Genomic DNA, 16,979 nt, shown 5'->3' with positions numbered 1-16,979 from the left:
CTGCTGATCGACGTGTCCGGATCGATGAGCCCGTACGCCGATGCGCTGCTGCGCTTCGCGCACGTCGTCGCCCGCGGAAACCCCGCAGGCACCGAGGTGTTCTCACTGGGCACTCGGCTGACGCGGCTCTCCCGGGCGCTGCGGGTCCGCGACCCGGAAGTGGCGCTCGCCGCCGCGGGCCGGGCCGTGCCGGACTGGGCGGGCGGCACCCGCCTCGGCGAGACGCTGCGCGCGTTCCTGGACCGCTGGGGAAGGCGCGGCGTCGCGCGCGGCGCCGTCGTGGTGATCTTCTCCGACGGCTGGGAGCGCGGTGACCCGGCCCTGCTCGCGGAGCAGATGGCTCAGCTGCGCCGGCTCGCGCGCACCGTGCTATGGGTGAATCCGCACGCCGGCGCTGACGGATACGAGCCGGTGCAGTCCGGGATCGCGGCCGCCCTGCCGTTCGTCGATCGTCTGCTCGCCGGCCACAGTCTCGCGACACTGCAGGAACTGCTCGAGGTCGCACGCCGAACGTGACCGATCCTGAACCGGTTCCACGATTTCGGGTGTTGTTCGCGCTCCGTCGGCGCAGAGTAGGACGTATCACCTGACGCTCCCGGCTTTGGAGGCGCAATGCGCATCACTGTCACCGTCGACGGAACGGCATACACGGACGAGGTGGAACCGCGACTGCTCCTCGTCCACTATCTTCGGGACCGGCTCGGCAAGGTCGGCACCGTCATCGGTTGCGACACCGGAAACTGCGGGGCGTGCACCGTTCATCTGAACGGTCACAGCGTCAAGTCCTGCTCGGTGCTCGCCGTGCAGGCCGACGGCGGCGACGTCCTCACCGTCGAGGGCCTGTCCCGGAGCGGGACGTTGCACCCCGTGCAGCAGGCGTTCCGCGACAATCACGCCTTGCAGTGCGGCTACTGCACTCCCGGCATGATCATGCAGACTCTCGACCTGCTCGCCGAGGAACCCGACCCGGACGAGCGGACGGTGCGGCTGGGGTTGGAAGGCAACCTGTGCCGCTGTACCGGGTACCAGAACATCGTCAGCGCGGTGCAGGACGCGGCGCAGCGGTTGCGCGGCGGCGGCACCACCGAAACACCGACGACGGCGGATGCGCCGAAGACCGACACCGCGCAGGGAGGCGTGCGATGACCGCCACCGCGGAACCGGAAATCGGGAAGGCCCGGAAGCGCAAGGAAGACGAGCATCTGGTCACGGGCCGCACCCGTTGGACCGACAACCTGGTGCTGCCGGGCATGCAGCACCTGGCGATCCTGCGCAGCCCGTTCGCCCACGCCCGCATCACCGGTGTCGACGCCTCCGCCGCCCGCGAGATGCCCGGTGTCGTCGCGGTCCTCACCGGCGCCGATCTCGCCGGCGAGCAGGGCAGCCTGCCGTGTGCCTGGCCGATCACACCGGACATGAAGTCGCCGCCCGCGCCGTCCCTCGCGGTCGACGCCGTCAATTTCGCGGGCGAGGCGGTMGCTGTCGTGGTCGCGCGCAGCGCGTACGAGGCGCACGACGCACTCGAGGCGATCGACGTCGAGTACGACGACCTGCCGGTCGTACTCGATCTCGCGGCCGCGGCCACCGACGGCGCCGACCTCGTGCACCCGGATCTCGGGACGAACGTCAGCGCCACCTGGACGTTCGACTCCGCGGAGGCCGGTACCGGAGGCGACGTCGAGCAGGCCATCCGCGACGCCGAGGTACTCGTCGAGCGCACCTTCCGGCAGCAGCGGCTGATCCCGGCGTTCATGGAACCCCGCTCAGTGGTGGTCGACCCGACCGGCGCCCAGATCACCATGTGGTCGGCCACGCAGATCCCCCACATCCTGCGGCTGATGCTGGCGATGACGCTCGACATCCCGGAGCACAAACTGCGCGTCGTCGCCCCGGACGTCGGCGGCGGTTTCGGCGGCAAGCTTCAGGTGACGCCGGAGGAAGTCATCGCGCTGCTCGTCGCGCGGCGACTCGGCAAGCCCGTCAAGTACACCGAGTCCCGCAGCGAATCGATGGTCGCGGCGCATCACGGGCGCGACCAGATCCAGAAACTGACACTGGCCGCCCGCCGCGACGGCACCGTCACCGGAATGAAGGTCGAACTGCTCGCCGACATGGGCGCGTACCTGCGGCTGGTCACCTCGGGGGTGCCGATCCTGGGCGCGTTCATGTTCAACGGCATCTACAAGTTCCCGGCGTATCACTTCACGTGCACCAACGTGTTCACCAACAAGGTGCCCACCGACGCGTACCGCGGGGCGGGGCGCCCGGAGGCGACGTTCGCGATCGAGCGGATGATGGACGAACTCGCGACCGAGTTGTCGATGGATCCGCTGGAATTGCGGGCGAAGAACTGGATCACCCACGAGGAGTTCCCGTTCGACACCGTCGCGGGCCTGACGTACGACTCCGGTAACTACGAGGCTGCCACCGCGCACGCGCGGGAGCTGTTCGACTACGACGGCCTCCGACGCGAACAGGCGGAGCGCCGCGAGCGGAAGGACCCGGTGCAACTCGGCATCGGGGTGTCCACATTCACCGAGATGTGCGGTCTGGCGCCGTCGCGCACCCTCGGCGCCCTGGCCTACGGGGCCGGCGGGTGGGAACACGCGGCGATCCGGATGCTGCCCACCGGCAAGGTCGAGGTGGTCACCGGTTCCTCGGCGCATGGCCAGGGGCACGAGACCGCGTGGAGCCAGGTGGTCGCAGATCAGCTCGGGGTTCCGTTCGAGGACGTCGAGGTGCTGCACGGCGACACCCAGACGTCGCCGCGAGGCATGGACACGTACGGTTCCCGGTCTTTGGCGGTCGGGGCGATCGCGGTGGTGAAGGCCGCCGAGAAGGTGATCGCGAAGGCCAGGCCCATCGCGGCGCACCTGATGGAGTGCGCCGAGGACGATCTCGAGTTCACCGAGGGCCGGTTCCGGGTGAAGGGCACCGAGAAGGCTGTCGGCATCGCCGATGTCGCGCTCGCCGTGTTCGCCGCGCACGACCTGCCCGAGGGTGTGGAACCGAATCTGGATTCCGAGGCCGCGTACGACCCGGAGAACTTCTCTTTCCCGCACGGCACGCACCTGTGTGCGGTGGAGGTGGACACCGAGACCGGGAAGGTCGGCATCCGCTCCTACGTGTGCGTCGACGACATCGGGCACGTGGTCAACCCGCTGATCGTGGAGGGTCAGGTGCACGGCGGACTCGCCCAGGGCATCGCGCAGGCCCTGTACGAGGAGGCGGTGTACGACGAGTCGGGCACCCTGCTGTCGGGTTCCTTCGCCGAATATCACGTGCCGTCGGCGGCGGACCTGCCGACGTTCACCACGGGTCGCACCGAGACTCCCGCCACCGGTAATCCGCTCGGCGTCAAGGGCGTCGGTGAAGCGGGGACGATCGCGTCCACCCCGGCCGTCGTCAATGCCGTCCTCGACGCCGTCCGCCAGTTCGGGGTGCGTGACGTCGAGATGCCGTGTACGCCGATGCGGGTCTGGCATGCCATCCGCACCGCTCAGGGAGGTGCCCAGTGATTCCGTCGAGCTTCGATTACGTGTCCCCGACCTCCGTCGAACAGGCGGTGGCGGCGCTCGCCGAGGCCGGGGAGGACGCCAAGATACTCGCGGGCGGTCAGAGCCTGCTGCCGGTGCTACGGCTGCGGTTGTCTTCGCCGAGCACCCTCGTCGACCTGGGCCGGATCGGTGAGTTGCGCGGCGTCCGTGACGACGGGGACAGCATCGTGATCGGTGCGATGACCACGTACTACGACGTGATCCGAGACCCGCTCGTCCACGAGCACGCGCTGCTGCTCGTCGAGGCCACCCGCACCGTCGCCGATCCGCAGATCCGGCACCGCGGCACGCTGGGTGGTGCTCTGGCGCATGCCGATCCGGCGGGCGACCTCTGCGCGCCCGCACTGGCACTCGACGCCACCCTGACCGCCGTGGGTACCGCGGGCAGGCGGAGCATCCCGGTCGCGGACTTCTTCGAGGGCTACTACACCACCACGCTGCGACCGGACGAGATCCTCGTGGACGTGCGGGTTCCCAAGCACACCGGCTGGGAGGCGCGGTACGAGAAGTTCAACACGGTCGCGGAGGCCTGGTCGATCGTGGCGGTGGCCGCGACGATCCAGGTCGACGGCGGCATCATCCGGCAGGCCCGGGTGGCGCTGACCAACATGGGGGCCGTGCCGGTGCGGGCTCGCGGTGTCGAGGACGCGCTCGTCGGCAATGCCGCCGATCCCGAGCTGATCCGGGCGGCGGCCGAACACGCCGCCGAGGGCACCGACCCGATCACCGACGGCAACGCCGACGCCGAGTACCGCAGCCACCTCGCGAGAGTGCTGACCCGGAGGGCGGTGGCGACGGCGGTCGGCGTCTGAACGGTTCCGGCAGCCGTCAGGGCCGCGGGTCGCGGCTCGCTTCCACGGCCTGCTCGGTGGCGTCGCAGACCACCACGGGGTGTGGTTCGAGAACGTTGTGCAGTTCGATCACCGGGAGGTAGCGGCCGGCGTCCGGTCTGCGTACTTTCAGTCGCACTCGTTGGTGCCGCATCAGGTAGAGCGCTGCGCCGATGCCGCTGACCAGGGAGATCGCGCCTCCGATCACGAGCGGGGCGCGGGGGTCCAGGACGTCGGCCAGCCATCCCAGAACGGGACTGCCCAGCGGGGTGCCGCCGAGGAAACAGAGCATGTAGATGCCCATCACCCGGCCGCGCATCTCGGACGGCACGGACATCTGCAGGATGTTCATCGCCGCCGTCGTGAACGTCAGCGTCAGCGCGCCGGTCGGGACGAGCATGATCGCGACCAGCACGTAGGTGGGCATGAGTCCCACCAGGATTTCGAACGCCCCGAATGCGGCCGCGGCGCCGAGGAACGTGCGCAGCCGCGGCGGGGTCTTGCGTTTCGCGGCGATCGTGGCGCCGGCCAACGTGCCCACCGCGAGAGTCGTCGACAGCAGTCCGTAGGCGTCCGCGCCGCGCTCGAACGTGTTGCGGGCGAGCACGGCGAGACTGATCGGGAAGTTCAGCCCGAACGTCGACACCATGAACACCGCCACCATCAGCACCCGCAGGTCGGTGCGACCCCACACGTAACGGAAACCCTCGCGTACCTGCCCTTTCCCGCGTTCCGCCTGGGGTGCCGTGAACAGTTCGCGGGTGTTCATCATCAGCAGGGCGATCAGCACACCGGTGAACGTGCCCACGTTGAGCAGGAACACCCACCCCGTGCCGATGAGGGTGATCAGCACACCGGAGATCGCCGGGCCGATGATGCGAGCGGTGTTGAACGTCATCGAGTTCAGGGCGATGGCATTGGGCAGCGACTCCTTGCCGACCATCTCGATGGTGAACGACTGCCGCGCCGGCGCGTCGATCGCCGACGCGCAACCCAGCAGAAACGCGATGAGGTAGACGTGCCACAGGGCCACCAGCCCGCCGACGTCCAGCAACCCGAGCACCAGTGCGCACAACGCCATCGACACCTGCGTCGCGATCAGGATGCGCCGCTTGTCGTACCGGTCGGCGAGCACGCCGCCCCACACGGACAGGAACAGGGTCGGACCGAACTGCAGTGCCATCACGATGCCGACCGCGAGCGCGTTGCCATTCGACAACGTCAGGACGAGCCAGTCCTGCGCCACCCGCTGCATCCAGGTTCCGACGAGGGAGACGATCTGCCCCGACGCCCACAGCCGGTAGTTCCGGGTGCGGAGAGCGACGAACATGCCGGTCTTCGGCTGGGCTGAGGCGGTGGACTCGGATTCGGGCGGCACACATCCATCTTGCTCCCGGGCCCCGCGCGCCATCGACCGGCCCTGGGGAGAGATCTTTCCGGATGTCGGCTACGTTCTCCGGCAACGGGTTTCCCTGCACCGCGGGGTGCGGGCAGTCGAATGCCGTTGTACGGGTGGGGACTGCAGGCAGCCTTCGGGCTACTCCGAGTCGGCGACGATGGACGTGATGATGCCGACTGCGTCGCGGAGGGTCTTCAGCTGAGCCTCGTCGAGCCCGGACAGCCGCTCGTTCATCCACGCCTCGCGGGCGTGGGTCTCGTCGGCGATCAGGGCGTGACCGGCATCCGACAGCGTGACGATGATCTGCCGTCCGTCGGTGGGATGCGGTGCCCGCTCGACCAGCCCCAGTTCGACCAGCGACGCGATGACCCGGGTCATCGACGGCGGCTGCACCTTCTCCCGAGCCGCGAGATTGCCCGGCGTCATGGCGCCGTCGCGGGCAAGGGTGGCCAGAGCCGACAGCTGGGTCAGCGATACCTGGGCGTCGACGCGACGCCCACGCAGGTGACGCGTGAGGCGCACGACAGCCAGGGAAAGGTCACTGGCGAGTGCTCGCGTATCCGTGGTCACGGGAATGACAATACGGGACCGATCGGCCGCCGTTTACGTTACTGCGTCGGTGATCGGACCGACCGCGAAGTAGGCCACGAAGAGAAGCGCCACCACCCACATCAACGGGTGAATCTTCTTGATACCACCGCTCGCAGCATTGAGCACGACCCACGACACGAATCCGACGCCGATGCCGTTGGCGATCGAGTACGTGAACGGCATGACGGCGATGGTGAGGAACGCGGGCAGCGCGATCGAGAACTGGGTGAAATCGATGTCGCGGACCTGACCGATCATCATCGCGCCCACCACGACCAATGCCGGCGCGGCCGCCTCGATCGGCACCACCGAATACAGCGGGGTCAGGAACATCGCGGCCAGGAACAGCAGTCCCGTCACCACATTCGCGAGTCCGGTGCGGGCGCCCTCGGCGATACCCGAAGCGGATTCCACGAACACTGTGTTGGACGACGCCGACGCGCCGCCACCGACGATGGCGCCGGTGCCCTCGACGACCAGGGCCCGTCCGATGTTGGGCAGGTTGCCGTCCTCGTCGGTGAGGCCCGCTTCCTTGCCGAGCCCGGTCATCGTGCCCATGGCGTCGAAGAAGTTGGCGAGCACCAGCGTGAACACCAGCAGGCTGGCCGCGAGTACGCCGATGCGGGTGAACGCGCCGAAGATGCTGACGTCGCCGACGAGGCTGAGATCCGGAAGTTCCGCCAGCACATCGGGTGCGGCCGGGACACTGAGGTTCCAGCCGTAGGGGTTCACGCCCAGCGACGGTCCGACACCGGCGACGGCCTCGATGATCGCGGCAAGCACGGTGGTGACGACGATGCCGATCAGCAGACCGCCGCGCACCTTGCGCACCACCAGGACACCCATCAGCAGCACACCGAACACGAACGTCACGGTCGGCCAGGAGGAGATCGATCCGTTGATGCCCAGGCCGACGGGGACGGTGGTGCCCGCGGCGTCCGGGATGCGCCGCACGAACCCGGCGTCGACGAGACCGATGAACGCGATGAACATGCCGATACCGGCGGCGATGGCGGATTTGAGCTCGGCCGGAATGGCATTGAAGACGGCCGTCCGGAATCCGGTGAGCGCCAACACGACGATGATGACACCGTCGATCACCACGAGGCCCATCGCCTCGGGCCAGGTGACCTGCGGTGCGATGGTGACGGCGAGAAGACTGTTGATGCCGAGGCCCGCCGCGATCGCGAAGGGATAGTTCGCGACGACCCCGAAGACGATGCTCATCAGTCCCGCCACCAGGGCGGTGACCGCTGCCACCTGGTTGACGGGGAGGATGTTGCCGAGGACGTCGGTCTTCGCGACGGCGTCGTCGGCGGAGAAGCTGCCGAGGATGAGCGGGTTCAGCACCACGATGTATGCCATTGCGACGAACGTCACCACTCCGCCGCGAATCTCCGCGCCTACCGTCGAACCACGCTCGGTGATCTTGAAGTAGTTGTCGAGCAGTTTCGGAGCAGCACCCATTGTTCAGTCCCCATCGCCAGAAGTCGCGCGTCGCCCTTGGAGATTAGGGCACCACGGCGAGGGTAGCGTTCATTCGGTGAACGAATCCGCAGATCGCCCACCCCTCACTCAGCGCCTCGCCGACCCGCGACCTGCGCTGATACTGGGAACGCTGGCGTGGGCGGTCGCGATCGTCGTGGTGATCGTCACGGGCGACCGGTGGTCGGATGCGCTTCCGACGTGTATAGCGGGGGTTGTGGTCGGATTCCTCGGCTACGGACTGTTCGCGTTGCAGCGGCGGGCGGCCCGGCGCGGCAGCCGCGGGGCACAGCAGGGACTGCTCTAGTGATGCAGCAGGGACTGCTCTAGATCTCGCTCGAGGTCAGGGCCCGGCGTGGCCGGGTACGGGTCAGCAGGATCCAGAACGCCGCCCACAGCGCGCCGAACGTCCACCCGGCGAGGACGTCGGTCATCCAGTGCGCGGCGAGGTAGACACGCGACAGCCCCACTGCCAGCGTGTACAGCACCAGCAGGAAGACCAGCGCGATCCGGACGTGCCCCACCAGCACGACCCGGAGGGTCACGGCGACGAGAACGCTGGCGAGGATCGCGGTCATCATCGCGTGACCGGACGGGAACGAGAACGTCGAGATCTCCACCAGCCGATCGGGCAGTGGCGGGCGTTGCCGCTCGAACAGATTCTTGAGCGTGGTCATCACGGCCAGACCCGACAGCATCGCGCCGGCCACGAGGACGGCTTCGCGCCGGCGGCCCTGGAGCAGGAGGGTCGTTGTCAGGACGGTGGACACGATCCAGGCCGCGACCGTTCCGCCGCTGTGCGTGACGACGGTGACGACGTCGATCAACCACGGTGTGCGATCCCCGACGGCGCTGTCGAGCACGCTCTGGTCAAACGACACCGGCGCCCCACGTGCCTTCGGCCCACGACTCGGAGCAATGGGTGGTCCCCTGCTCGTCCACCCACCACGGGACCGCGATCTCGGTGTCGATCGCGCCCGTGAGCTTCACCGTGAGCCGGGGATGGACGACGACGGGCCCGTGCGGCAGGTCGCGGCCGAGTGCGGCGAAGGCGAGCACGGCGGCGGGTTCGCGATCCCACGAGGATTCACGGCCGGAACCGGTGACGGTGCCGCGGATGGCCGCGGACGCGAGGGGGAGGTCCAGCAGATCGGCGAGTGCCTCGGCGGTGTCCAGGCTCCCGACCACCAGGCGCGCACGCGGCACCGCGGCGGCCAGCCACGGTGCGTCCAGCACCAGGGCGTCGCCGGGGTCGACGAGGGCGCCCGTCAGGCCGCGCACGTGTTCGGGCAGGTGCAGGTCCTCGAGGTCGAGAAGATGTGCGGCCGCGGCGGCCGCGAGCAGGCTGTGTGCCCGCGCGATCACCGCGGGACTGGGTTCACGGTCAGGGTCGGCCAGTCGATCCAGGAGTAGCTGTGCGAGTTCGGGAGAGTCGACCGTCGACGGCGCCAGGGCCGCCGCGAATACGGCGGACTCCGGGTGCTCGACGGGGTCGAGCAGTCCGGCAAACGTCGAGTCGGACGGATCGCGGAGCAGACCGAGCACCTGACCGTCCAACTCTGCGTTGTGACGCAGCCACCAGGCCGTGTACCCGGCGCGGTCGGCCAGCAGCGGACGCGTCGACTGGTCCCGGGCGAGCATCGTCAGCGCCTGCGGCCAGCGGTCCTCGTCCACCAGGTCCAGGTCGCGCACCGCCCCGATCTCGTCGGGGTCGTCGTCGAGTGTGTCCCACCAGCGGTCCTCGTCGTCGAGGTCGTGATCGGGACCGGTGGGGAGTTCGGCGCGGAGCACGGTGAAACCCCAGCCGACGCCCACCGCGCGGAGGGCGTCCTCCCCCACCCGCTCCGCGAACGCGGCGTCCACGGACGTGAACGGTGAATCGTCCACCAGGACGTCGGCGAGAGGCGCACCGGGCAACAGCAATTCGTCCGCACCGCGCAACTCCCCGTCGACATCCGGGAGGGGCAGCTGTCCGAGCCACGACGGCAAGGTGCCGGGATCGACGCGCCCGGCGAGTGCGAGCACCGCGGTCGACAGTTCTTCGGCCGCCGCCGCGTCGTCGGGGTCGAGGTCCTCGATCTCGGCCCGCAACGCCGGATCCGAGAGCAGGTCGACGGCGGTGGCGGTCTTCGCGCCGAGCCGCGACAGCAGCGGGTGCGCGGCATCCGGGTGGACGAGCCGCGTCCAGTCGACCCCCAGGACACCGTCGATGTCGTGGCCCAGCAACACCGTTCGCGGACCGGTCACCGTGCGGCCGTCGGACAGCGGCACCGGGATCGATGCCAGTTCCTCCGCCGCGAGGGCGTCGACGGCCAGCGGTTCGAGCGCCGCATACAGGCGCTGCCACCAGGACGGTGTCCGTTCGATGCCACTGAGAAGTTCGGTGAGGCGCGCCAGGCCGAGCCGGTGGGCATCGACGGCGGCCAGCGCGGGCGCCCAGCGTGGTCCGGACAGGTCCGGAACGACCAGGCCGTCGACGATCTCGGCGAGGAGTTCGGCGAGTTCGTCGGTGAGCCCGGGGACCACCGACGCCCGAACCGGGGCCTTGTTCGTGCCGCCGACAGTCGGCAGCCAGGGCTGCTCCCGGAGTTCGGTGACGAGATGCTCCCGCAACGCCGAGTCCACCTCGCTGCGCGCGAACGCGGGAACGGGAACCAGCGACAGTCGCTGCGCGGGCGGCACCGCGGCCACGAACTCGGCGTAACCGGACGCCAACTCGGCGATCGCGGCGCCGGGCAGGATGCGCCTGCGGTCGGGTTGCATGGCGATGTCCGCGACGAGGATCGCGGGTATCGACAGTTCCTCGTCCGACCGGGTGGGCGCGCGCAGGACGTCCTCCGTGACGGGTGAGACGACGCCGTCGCGGACCGGCACGAGCCAGCGTGCGCGCCCGGACTCGTACTGCCACCAGCGGTCGTCGCCGATCGCGACCTCGGTCAACCCGGAATCGAGTGGCCGTTCGCGGCGGCGGAACTGCTTGTCGCCCACGGTGATCGAGACGAGCGCCGGCAGTTCGAGCAGAAGGTCGGGCGCCTCGCGGGCCATGTAGGCGAGCAGCGATTCACCGTCCACGTCCTCGCGCAGCGTCAACACGACTTCCGACGCCGCGCCTGCGGCCGGGCGGGTTTCCGTCGGCCACGCCAGCCGCAGGGCAGGCACGTCCGCTCCCGGGTCCGCACCGTCGAGTTCCCGCAGCTCCGACCTCGTCCGTTCCGCGGAGAACAGCACCGAACCGGACGTCGACCGCAGTTCGACCTCGTCGCTCACCGACAGCACCGCCGTGAAACCGACACCGTACCGGCCGACGGTCGTGCCGGACTTGTTCGACGCCCGCAACGCGACCAGCGCCTGGACTCCCGGCTCGTCCAGCGGCGTGCCCGTGTTGGACACGCTCAGGACGCGCCCGTCGAGTTGCACGGACAGCTCGCCGGGCACTTCGGCGCGAGCTGCGGCATCGGCCGCGTTCTGCGCCAGCTCGGTGAGGAGCCGGTCGCGGTAGCCGGCGCGGGCCAGATCGGATTCGGCCGCCGCATCCTCCCGCAGACGGGTCGGGGACGTTCGCCACGCCAGAAGCGTCGAATCCCTCAGGGCGGCGGTGCCGAAAGGATCGGCTAGCTGGTCGATGCGGATTCCTCGGCCTCGGTGACCTCGGCAGCAGCTTCGGGCTCGTTCTCCGTTTCGGCGACGGCCCGCTCGACTACCTCGACGGCGCCGTCGTCGTAGGCGTCGAATTGCGGCGAACCGGCACCCGTCGGCAGCAGGGTGTCGGAGTGGGCGCCGCAACCGTAGGCCGCGTCGACCACGTGCCCGTCGGCGGCCATCTCGTTGCCGCACACCCCGAACGACGCGTGCAGCGAACCGGCGAGCGGAAGGTAGAAGCCGCACAGCCCGCACGTCGACGGCGCGGCCTTGGCCATCTCGGAATCGGGGCCGTAGTCGCCGTCGTGCCAGCGTTCGGCAGCGTCGACGCGACCTTCGAGGCTCATCACCTGCTTGCGGCCCAGGCCGAGTTCGAGGGCGGTCTCGTCGATCTCGGGGTCACCCGTCGCCACATAGCCCGGGACGAGGCGGGGGTCACCGGCCGGCGGTGCCAGCAGATCGCCCGCGGACAGATCGCCGGGGCGAATGCGCTGGTCCCACGGGATCCACTCGGGTGCGACCAGCGCATCGGGTCCGGGGAGGAGGGCGAGTTCGCTGACGGTGGCATGGTCCGCTTCGGGATCGGCAGCCACCACCACCGCCCACTGCCAGCCCCGGTAGCCCGGAAGGTCCGCAACGAAACGGTGAGTCGCGGCGCACGCGTCCTCGGACGTGACGCCCAGGTAGTCGCCGACTCCCCCTTCCTGCAGTTCGACCAAGGCGGTTCGGGCGAGCTCGACGGCGTCGGTCAGTACGGGACGCGCCACTGCGCACTCGTCGGAAGAAGCAACACTCACACCACCAGTTTGCCGCACCACCGCAAGTGCGTGCCCACCTGGGCTGTCATGCTGGTCCGATGACCGGCCGGAGGCACCTCGTCCCAGCCCTGCTCGCGGTGGCGTGGATGGTCACCGCGTGCTCCCCGCAGAGTCCCGTGGCGGCGGGCGCGTCCGGTGCGGACCTTCGTGTGGAGATCGTCCGCACCCTCGACCACGACCCGAATGCGTTCACCCAGGGACTCGAGATCGACGGCCCCGAGTTGCTCGAGGGCACCGGCCGGCCCGGCGAGTCCTGGGTGCAGGCCACCGACCTCGACAGTGGCACCGTCCGGGCGCGCGCGGAATTGCCGTCTCCCCTGTTCGGCGAGGGCATCACGGTGAGCGGCGACACGGTCTGGCAGCTGACGTGGCGTGACGGGGTTGCCGTCGCCCGCGATCGCGCGACACTCGCCGAACAGCGGCGCGTCCCGTTCGACGGCGAAGGGTGGGGCATCTGCGCCTTGCCCGACGCACTGGTCACGAGCGACGGCTCACCCACCCTCACGTTCCGCGACCCGGTCACGTTCGAACCACGGCGCACCGTGCAGGCGGTGCGGGACGGAAACCTGCTGGGCCGCCTCAACGAACTCGAATGCGCGGACGACGGCGCCATCTACGCCAACGTCTGGACCACCGACACCTTCGTCCGCATCGATCCCTCGGACGGGCGGGTCACCGCGGAGATCGACGCCTCGGCCGTCCGCGACACGCTCCCGCCCGGCCCGCGGGACGTCGACGTCCTCAACGGCATCGCGCAGATCCCGGGAACGGACCGCTTCCTCGTCACCGGAAAGTACTGGCCGCGCATGTTCGAGGTGCGGTTCGTTCCCTGACAGGCCGATCTGACCAGCATTGGCCGGGGTTGCTGTGGTCGCATGTCTCCCGACTAGGACAGAATTAGGGAGTGACCGGACCGCGCGAACCCTACGAGCCTGACGGCGGTCGGGCTCCTGACGAGAATTCCGGGCCCCCCGTTCATCCCGGCTACGACAAATACCCGCCCGCCGCACGCTCGGGAGGTCGACGCACACCGCTCCCTCCCCTCCATCCGGTCGGCGGCGGGCAGCGTCCCCGTTCCGACGAGGAACGGGCCGACGCCCCCAAAGCGCCGCCGATGCCGCGCAAGCTCACCGTCACCCGGGTCGCGGCGATGCGCAGCCGGGAACTCACCAACAAGGGCATCGCGACGTTCCATCGCGCGGCCAAGGCGGACGGCGCGGACAAGTCGGGGCTCACCGCGCTGACCTACGCGGTGATGGCCAACAACGCGACCGACGCGGCCATCGCCGTCGCCCTGGCGAACACCCTGTTCTTCTCGGCCGCGACGGGCGAGGACAAGACGAAGGTCGCGCTGTACCTACTGATCACCATCGCCCCGTTCGCCGTCATCGCTCCGCTGATCGGTCCGATGCTCGACCGGCTTCAGCACGGCCGTCGCGTCGCCCTGGCCACGTCGTTCGGTCTCCGGACGATCCTGGCGATCGTTCTCGTCTTCAACTTCGACAGCTGGGTGCTGTATCCGGCCGCGCTCGGAATGATGGTGCTCAGCAAGTCGTTCTCGGTGCTCAAGAGTGCGGTCACACCACGTGTGCTGCCACCGGAGATCGACCTGGTGCGGGTCAACTCCCGGCTCACCGTGTTCGGACTGCTCGGCGGAACCATCGGTGCCGGCGCCCTCGCGGGTGGTCTCGCGATGGCCACCGGGTCCGTCGGCGCGCTGTGGCTGGCGGCGGTCATCACCGCCCTCGGCGCGTACCTCAGCATGCGGATCCCGTCGTGGGTGGAGGTCACCGAGGGCGAGGTGCCCGCCACCCTCACCTACCACGGCGACGAGCACCCGACCGAGGTGCTGGGCCGCACCCGCGTGCTGCAGGCCGAAGCCGCGGCCACCGCGAAATCCGGTAAACGCAGGCAACCGCTGGGCCGTGCGGTCATCACCGGACTGTGGGGAAACAGCACCATCCGCGTGCTCACCGGGTTCCTCACGCTGTACATCGCGTTCGTCGCGAAGTCGAAGACCGACCACGAGCCGCTGGTGCAGGCCGCCATGCTCGGCCTGGTCGGCGCCGCCGCAGGCATCGGCAACTTCGCAGGCAACGCCGCGGGCGCCCGGATCAAACTCGGCCGCCCCGCCCTCATCGTGCTGCGCTGCACGGGCGCCGTGTGGATCATCGCGGTTCTCGCCGCGATCACCGACAATCTGCTGACCGCCGCCCTGGCCACCCTCGTCGCGTCGGCGGCCAGCGCCCTGGCCAAGGTGTCGCTGGACGCGTCGCTGCAGCACGACCTCCCCGAGGAATCGATCGCGTCCGGATTCGGCAGATCCGAGACGGTTCTGCAGCTGAGCTGGGTCGTGGGCGGCGCGCTGGGCGTACTGCTGCCCACCGAGTACTGGATCGGGTTCTCGGTCGTGTCCGCCGTCATGACCATCGGGCTCGTCCAGACCGTCCTCACCTACCGCGGCAGCACCCTTCTGCCCGGACTCGGCGGAAAACGCCCCGACCTGGCCGAACAAGAAGTGACCGAGCCCCACTCGACCCACCGGGCCGACCGATCGACAGGAAATGTGACGTAAGTGAGAATGCAGGCGCGAACCAAGAAGATCCTGGCACTGATCGTGGTGGGCCTGATGGTGGTCCTGGTGGCCTTCGTCGGAGTCCTGTACGCACTGGTCCGCAACTCCTCGCCCCGCCTGCCCGAGATCACCGCCTTCGCGCACAACCGGGCCGAGCAGATCCCCCCGCTGGCGTACTGCAACCTGTATCTCGAGGACTGCACAACCGGCGACCTCGCCGAACTCGACGTGCCACCCGGCTCCTCGCTGCAGCTGTCGCTGCCACAGGAGATCGTCGACGCGCCGTGGCGCATGCTCGTCGTCTACCAGGACGCGTCGGGGCAGGTCCTCGTCCAGGAACAGGCTCACCGCGCCGGTGAGACCCGCGCCGTGACCGTGCCCTCCTCGGAAGACCTGCAGCTGGCCGGCGTCGAGATCCAGCTGCCGTCCGCCGTCATCGACGAGCAGGGGCTCACGCAGGCCCGGGCAGCCTGGTCGATCAAGACCGCCTGACACGACACACGAAGAAGGCCCCTGCGCCGAAGCGCAGGGGCCTTCCCGTTGTCCGTCGAATCAGCTGTCGAGCTCGCGCGCGACGGCGCGGACCACCTCGGAGATGCGCTGGGCGGTCTTGCGGTCCGGGTACTTGCCCTTGCGCAGATCGGGCTGGACCTTCGCCTCGAGCAGCGTGATCATGTCCTCGACCATGCCGTGGAGTTCGTCCGGCGTGTGCTTCTTGGCGGACGGCTCCTTGCGTGCGGCGTTCTGACGCAGCGACGGTGCCGGGTCGAGCACCTTCAGGCTCAGAGCCTGGGGGCCGCGTCGACCGGCGGCCATGCCGAACTCGACGCGCTGACCGGCCTTGAGGCCCTCGACGCCCTCGGGAAGAGCGGACGAACGCACGTAGACGTCCTCCCCTTCTTCCTGCGACAGAAAGCCGAAGCCCTTTTCGACGTCGTACCACTTCACCTTGCCGGTCGGCACCGCGTTCACCCGCTCATCACTTGGAGTGCAGTTGGTTGCACTTGGTATGCAAAACAGCGCGCCCCACCTCTGGTGCGGGACGCGCAGTGCCCACAGTCTACCTTGCAGAGACCCCCTCCGGCATCCGGGTTTCCAGGCACTATCGTTGCTGGTGTGGCCCACGAACCGACTCCTTCGAGCACTCCTCAGACACCCCGGAGGGGCGACGGACTCCTGCGCGTCGCACTCGCCCTCTTCGCGGTCGGCTTCGTCGCGATCGTGGCGATCTTCCTGACCCCGGTGCTCTCCGATTCCGAACCGGGCCTCGTTCTCTATCTCATCGCCCTCGCGTGCCCGATCGGATTCCTCCTCGGAATCGTCGCGGCACTGAGGCAGGGCAGACGCTCGCGCTGACACACCCGACCACCGACCGAGGGGACGATCATGAGAATTCTGCTCAACATCATCTGGCTGATCTTCGGCGGTCTGTGGCTGGCGCTGGGGTACTTCGTCGCCGGAATCCTGTGCTGCATCCTGATCATCACGATCCCGTTCGGCATCGCGTCGTTCCGGGTCGGCGTCTACGCGCTGTGGCCGTTCGGGAAGACCGTGGTCGACAAGCCGACGGCAGGTGTGGCCTCGCTGATCGGCAACGTCATCTGGTTCGTCATCGCCGGTCTGTGGCTCGCGATCGGGCACGTCGTGACGGCAATCGCCATGGCGATCACGATCATCGGGATCCCCCTCGCGGTCGCAAATCTGAAGATGATCCCCATCTCGCTCATGCCCCTCGGCAAGGACATCATCGACGCTCCCCAGTGATGTGAGCTTACTCACATCACGGCCCGGTAACGGAAGGGCAACGGCTCGGCGATACGCACGTCTTGTCGCCACTAGCTGGGAAGAGTCCCTGCGCGCCCAATGGGGCCCCGCAACAGGCGAAGACACTCCGCGTTATCAAATGGTGACACTGCGGCCTCGGCCCGTTACCGTCGTCACCGGCCGAGGAAACATCGGCCACATCCGGCCCGCCGCGCCAAACCTCGTCCCGCGGGTACCGGAGTCCCGACGAAGCATTCCAGGGACGAGGACGGGGGACCCAAAGTCCTCCAGGGAACGCAAGTTCTCAGACGGACACCGGCC

At 68.9% G+C, this 16,979-nt stretch carries 17 protein-coding genes; 10 read left to right on the top strand and 7 right to left on the bottom strand.

What is annotated here, in order from left to right:
- The 4 genes from AC1D1G_RS28595 to AC1D1G_RS28580 form a co-directional block, all read left to right on the top strand.
- Positions 1 to 516: vWA domain-containing protein (locus tag AC1D1G_RS28595; RefSeq protein ID WP_477954660.1), on the top strand; the 516-nt coding region annotated here is incomplete at its 5' end.
- A gap of 96 nt (positions 517 to 612) precedes the next feature.
- Positions 613 to 1,146, top strand: a complete 534-nt coding sequence (locus AC1D1G_RS28590) for a (2Fe-2S)-binding protein (protein WP_105414307.1) — start codon at positions 613 to 615, stop codon at positions 1,144 to 1,146.
- Complete coding sequence (locus AC1D1G_RS28585) at positions 1,143 to 3,518, top strand: xanthine dehydrogenase family protein molybdopterin-binding subunit (protein WP_283330736.1); 2,376 nt, start codon at positions 1,143 to 1,145, stop codon at positions 3,516 to 3,518. The genes AC1D1G_RS28590 and AC1D1G_RS28585 overlap by 4 nt, the downstream gene beginning before the upstream one ends.
- Complete coding sequence (locus AC1D1G_RS28580; protein WP_283330735.1) at positions 3,515 to 4,369, top strand: FAD binding domain-containing protein; 855 nt, start codon at positions 3,515 to 3,517, stop codon at positions 4,367 to 4,369. Before AC1D1G_RS28585 ends, AC1D1G_RS28580 begins: the two co-directional genes overlap by 4 nt.
- A gap of 16 nt (positions 4,370 to 4,385) precedes the next feature.
- Here the strand turns inward: AC1D1G_RS28580 and AC1D1G_RS28575 are convergent, their stop codons facing one another.
- The 3 genes from AC1D1G_RS28575 to AC1D1G_RS28565 all read right to left on the bottom strand — a co-directional run bounded on the left by AC1D1G_RS28575 (position 4,386) and on the right by AC1D1G_RS28565 (position 7,844).
- A complete protein-coding gene (locus AC1D1G_RS28575) occupies positions 4,386 to 5,717 on the bottom strand; it encodes an MFS transporter (RefSeq protein ID WP_477954661.1) in 1,332 nt (443 codons plus the stop codon).
- 207 nt (positions 5,718 to 5,924) lie between these two features.
- Positions 5,925 to 6,356: an Rv0880 family HTH-type transcriptional regulator gene (locus AC1D1G_RS28570; protein ID WP_005244136.1), complete on the bottom strand. Its 432-nt coding sequence runs from the start codon at positions 6,354 to 6,356 to the stop codon at positions 5,925 to 5,927.
- A gap of 33 nt (positions 6,357 to 6,389) precedes the next feature.
- A complete protein-coding gene (locus tag AC1D1G_RS28565) occupies positions 6,390 to 7,844 on the bottom strand; it encodes an NCS2 family permease (protein WP_105414310.1) in 1,455 nt (484 codons plus the stop codon).
- A 76-nt stretch (positions 7,845 to 7,920) separates the two neighbouring features.
- Here AC1D1G_RS28565 and AC1D1G_RS28560 point away from each other — a divergent pair, with 76 nt between their 5' ends.
- Entirely contained in the window at positions 7,921 to 8,169 is a 249-nt protein-coding gene (locus AC1D1G_RS28560; RefSeq protein ID WP_009478020.1) for a DUF2530 domain-containing protein, read from the top strand.
- A gap of 19 nt (positions 8,170 to 8,188) precedes the next feature.
- Here AC1D1G_RS28560 and AC1D1G_RS28555 read toward each other — a convergent pair whose 3' ends face one another.
- From AC1D1G_RS28555 to AC1D1G_RS28545, 3 genes are all read right to left on the bottom strand, one after another.
- Positions 8,189 to 8,743, bottom strand: a complete 555-nt coding sequence (locus AC1D1G_RS28555) for a phosphatase PAP2 family protein (RefSeq protein WP_280778618.1) — start codon at positions 8,741 to 8,743, stop codon at positions 8,189 to 8,191.
- The gene (locus AC1D1G_RS28550; RefSeq protein WP_477954656.1) at positions 8,733 to 11,297 is read right to left on the bottom strand and encodes an ATP-binding protein; all 2,565 of its coding nucleotides are present in this window, start codon (positions 11,295 to 11,297) and stop codon (positions 8,733 to 8,735) included. The genes AC1D1G_RS28555 and AC1D1G_RS28550 overlap by 11 nt, the downstream gene beginning before the upstream one ends.
- Positions 11,298 to 11,473: 176 nt before the next feature.
- On the bottom strand, positions 11,474 to 12,319 hold the full coding sequence (locus AC1D1G_RS28545; RefSeq protein WP_477954655.1) for a DUF3027 domain-containing protein: 846 nt from the start codon (positions 12,317 to 12,319) through the stop codon (positions 11,474 to 11,476).
- 38 nt (positions 12,320 to 12,357) lie between these two features.
- Between AC1D1G_RS28545 and AC1D1G_RS28540 the strand changes: the two genes are divergently transcribed.
- The 3 genes from AC1D1G_RS28540 (at position 12,358) to AC1D1G_RS28530 (ending at position 15,386) form a co-directional block, all read left to right on the top strand.
- Entirely contained in the window at positions 12,358 to 13,152 is a 795-nt protein-coding gene (locus AC1D1G_RS28540) for a glutaminyl-peptide cyclotransferase (RefSeq protein WP_477954654.1), read from the top strand.
- A 71-nt stretch (positions 13,153 to 13,223) separates the two neighbouring features.
- Positions 13,224 to 14,894: an MFS transporter gene (locus AC1D1G_RS28535; protein ID WP_280778622.1), complete on the top strand. Its 1,671-nt coding sequence runs from the start codon at positions 13,224 to 13,226 to the stop codon at positions 14,892 to 14,894.
- A gap of 6 nt (positions 14,895 to 14,900) precedes the next feature.
- Positions 14,901 to 15,386, top strand: coding sequence for a DUF2771 domain-containing protein (locus AC1D1G_RS28530; protein ID WP_283330731.1), 486 nt, complete (start codon positions 14,901 to 14,903; stop codon positions 15,384 to 15,386).
- A gap of 60 nt (positions 15,387 to 15,446) precedes the next feature.
- Here AC1D1G_RS28530 and AC1D1G_RS28525 read toward each other — a convergent pair whose 3' ends face one another.
- Positions 15,447 to 15,857: a cold-shock protein gene (locus AC1D1G_RS28525; protein ID WP_005255275.1), complete on the bottom strand. Its 411-nt coding sequence runs from the start codon at positions 15,855 to 15,857 to the stop codon at positions 15,447 to 15,449.
- Between the two features lie 153 nt (positions 15,858 to 16,010).
- On the opposite strand from AC1D1G_RS28525, the gene AC1D1G_RS28520 reads away from it, so the two are divergent.
- Both AC1D1G_RS28520 and AC1D1G_RS28515 read left to right on the top strand, forming a co-directional pair.
- Complete coding sequence (locus tag AC1D1G_RS28520) at positions 16,011 to 16,250, top strand: hypothetical protein (RefSeq protein ID WP_280778624.1); 240 nt, start codon at positions 16,011 to 16,013, stop codon at positions 16,248 to 16,250.
- A gap of 30 nt (positions 16,251 to 16,280) precedes the next feature.
- Positions 16,281 to 16,658 (top strand): YccF domain-containing protein, encoded by a 378-nt coding sequence (locus AC1D1G_RS28515; RefSeq protein WP_280778625.1) that lies wholly within the window; start codon positions 16,281 to 16,283, stop codon positions 16,656 to 16,658.
- Positions 16,659 to 16,979: the final 321 nt, after the last annotated feature.

This window comes from Rhodococcus sp. P3_B8 (assembly GCF_056402775.1).
This window is presented reverse-complemented; position numbering and strand designations above follow the sequence as displayed.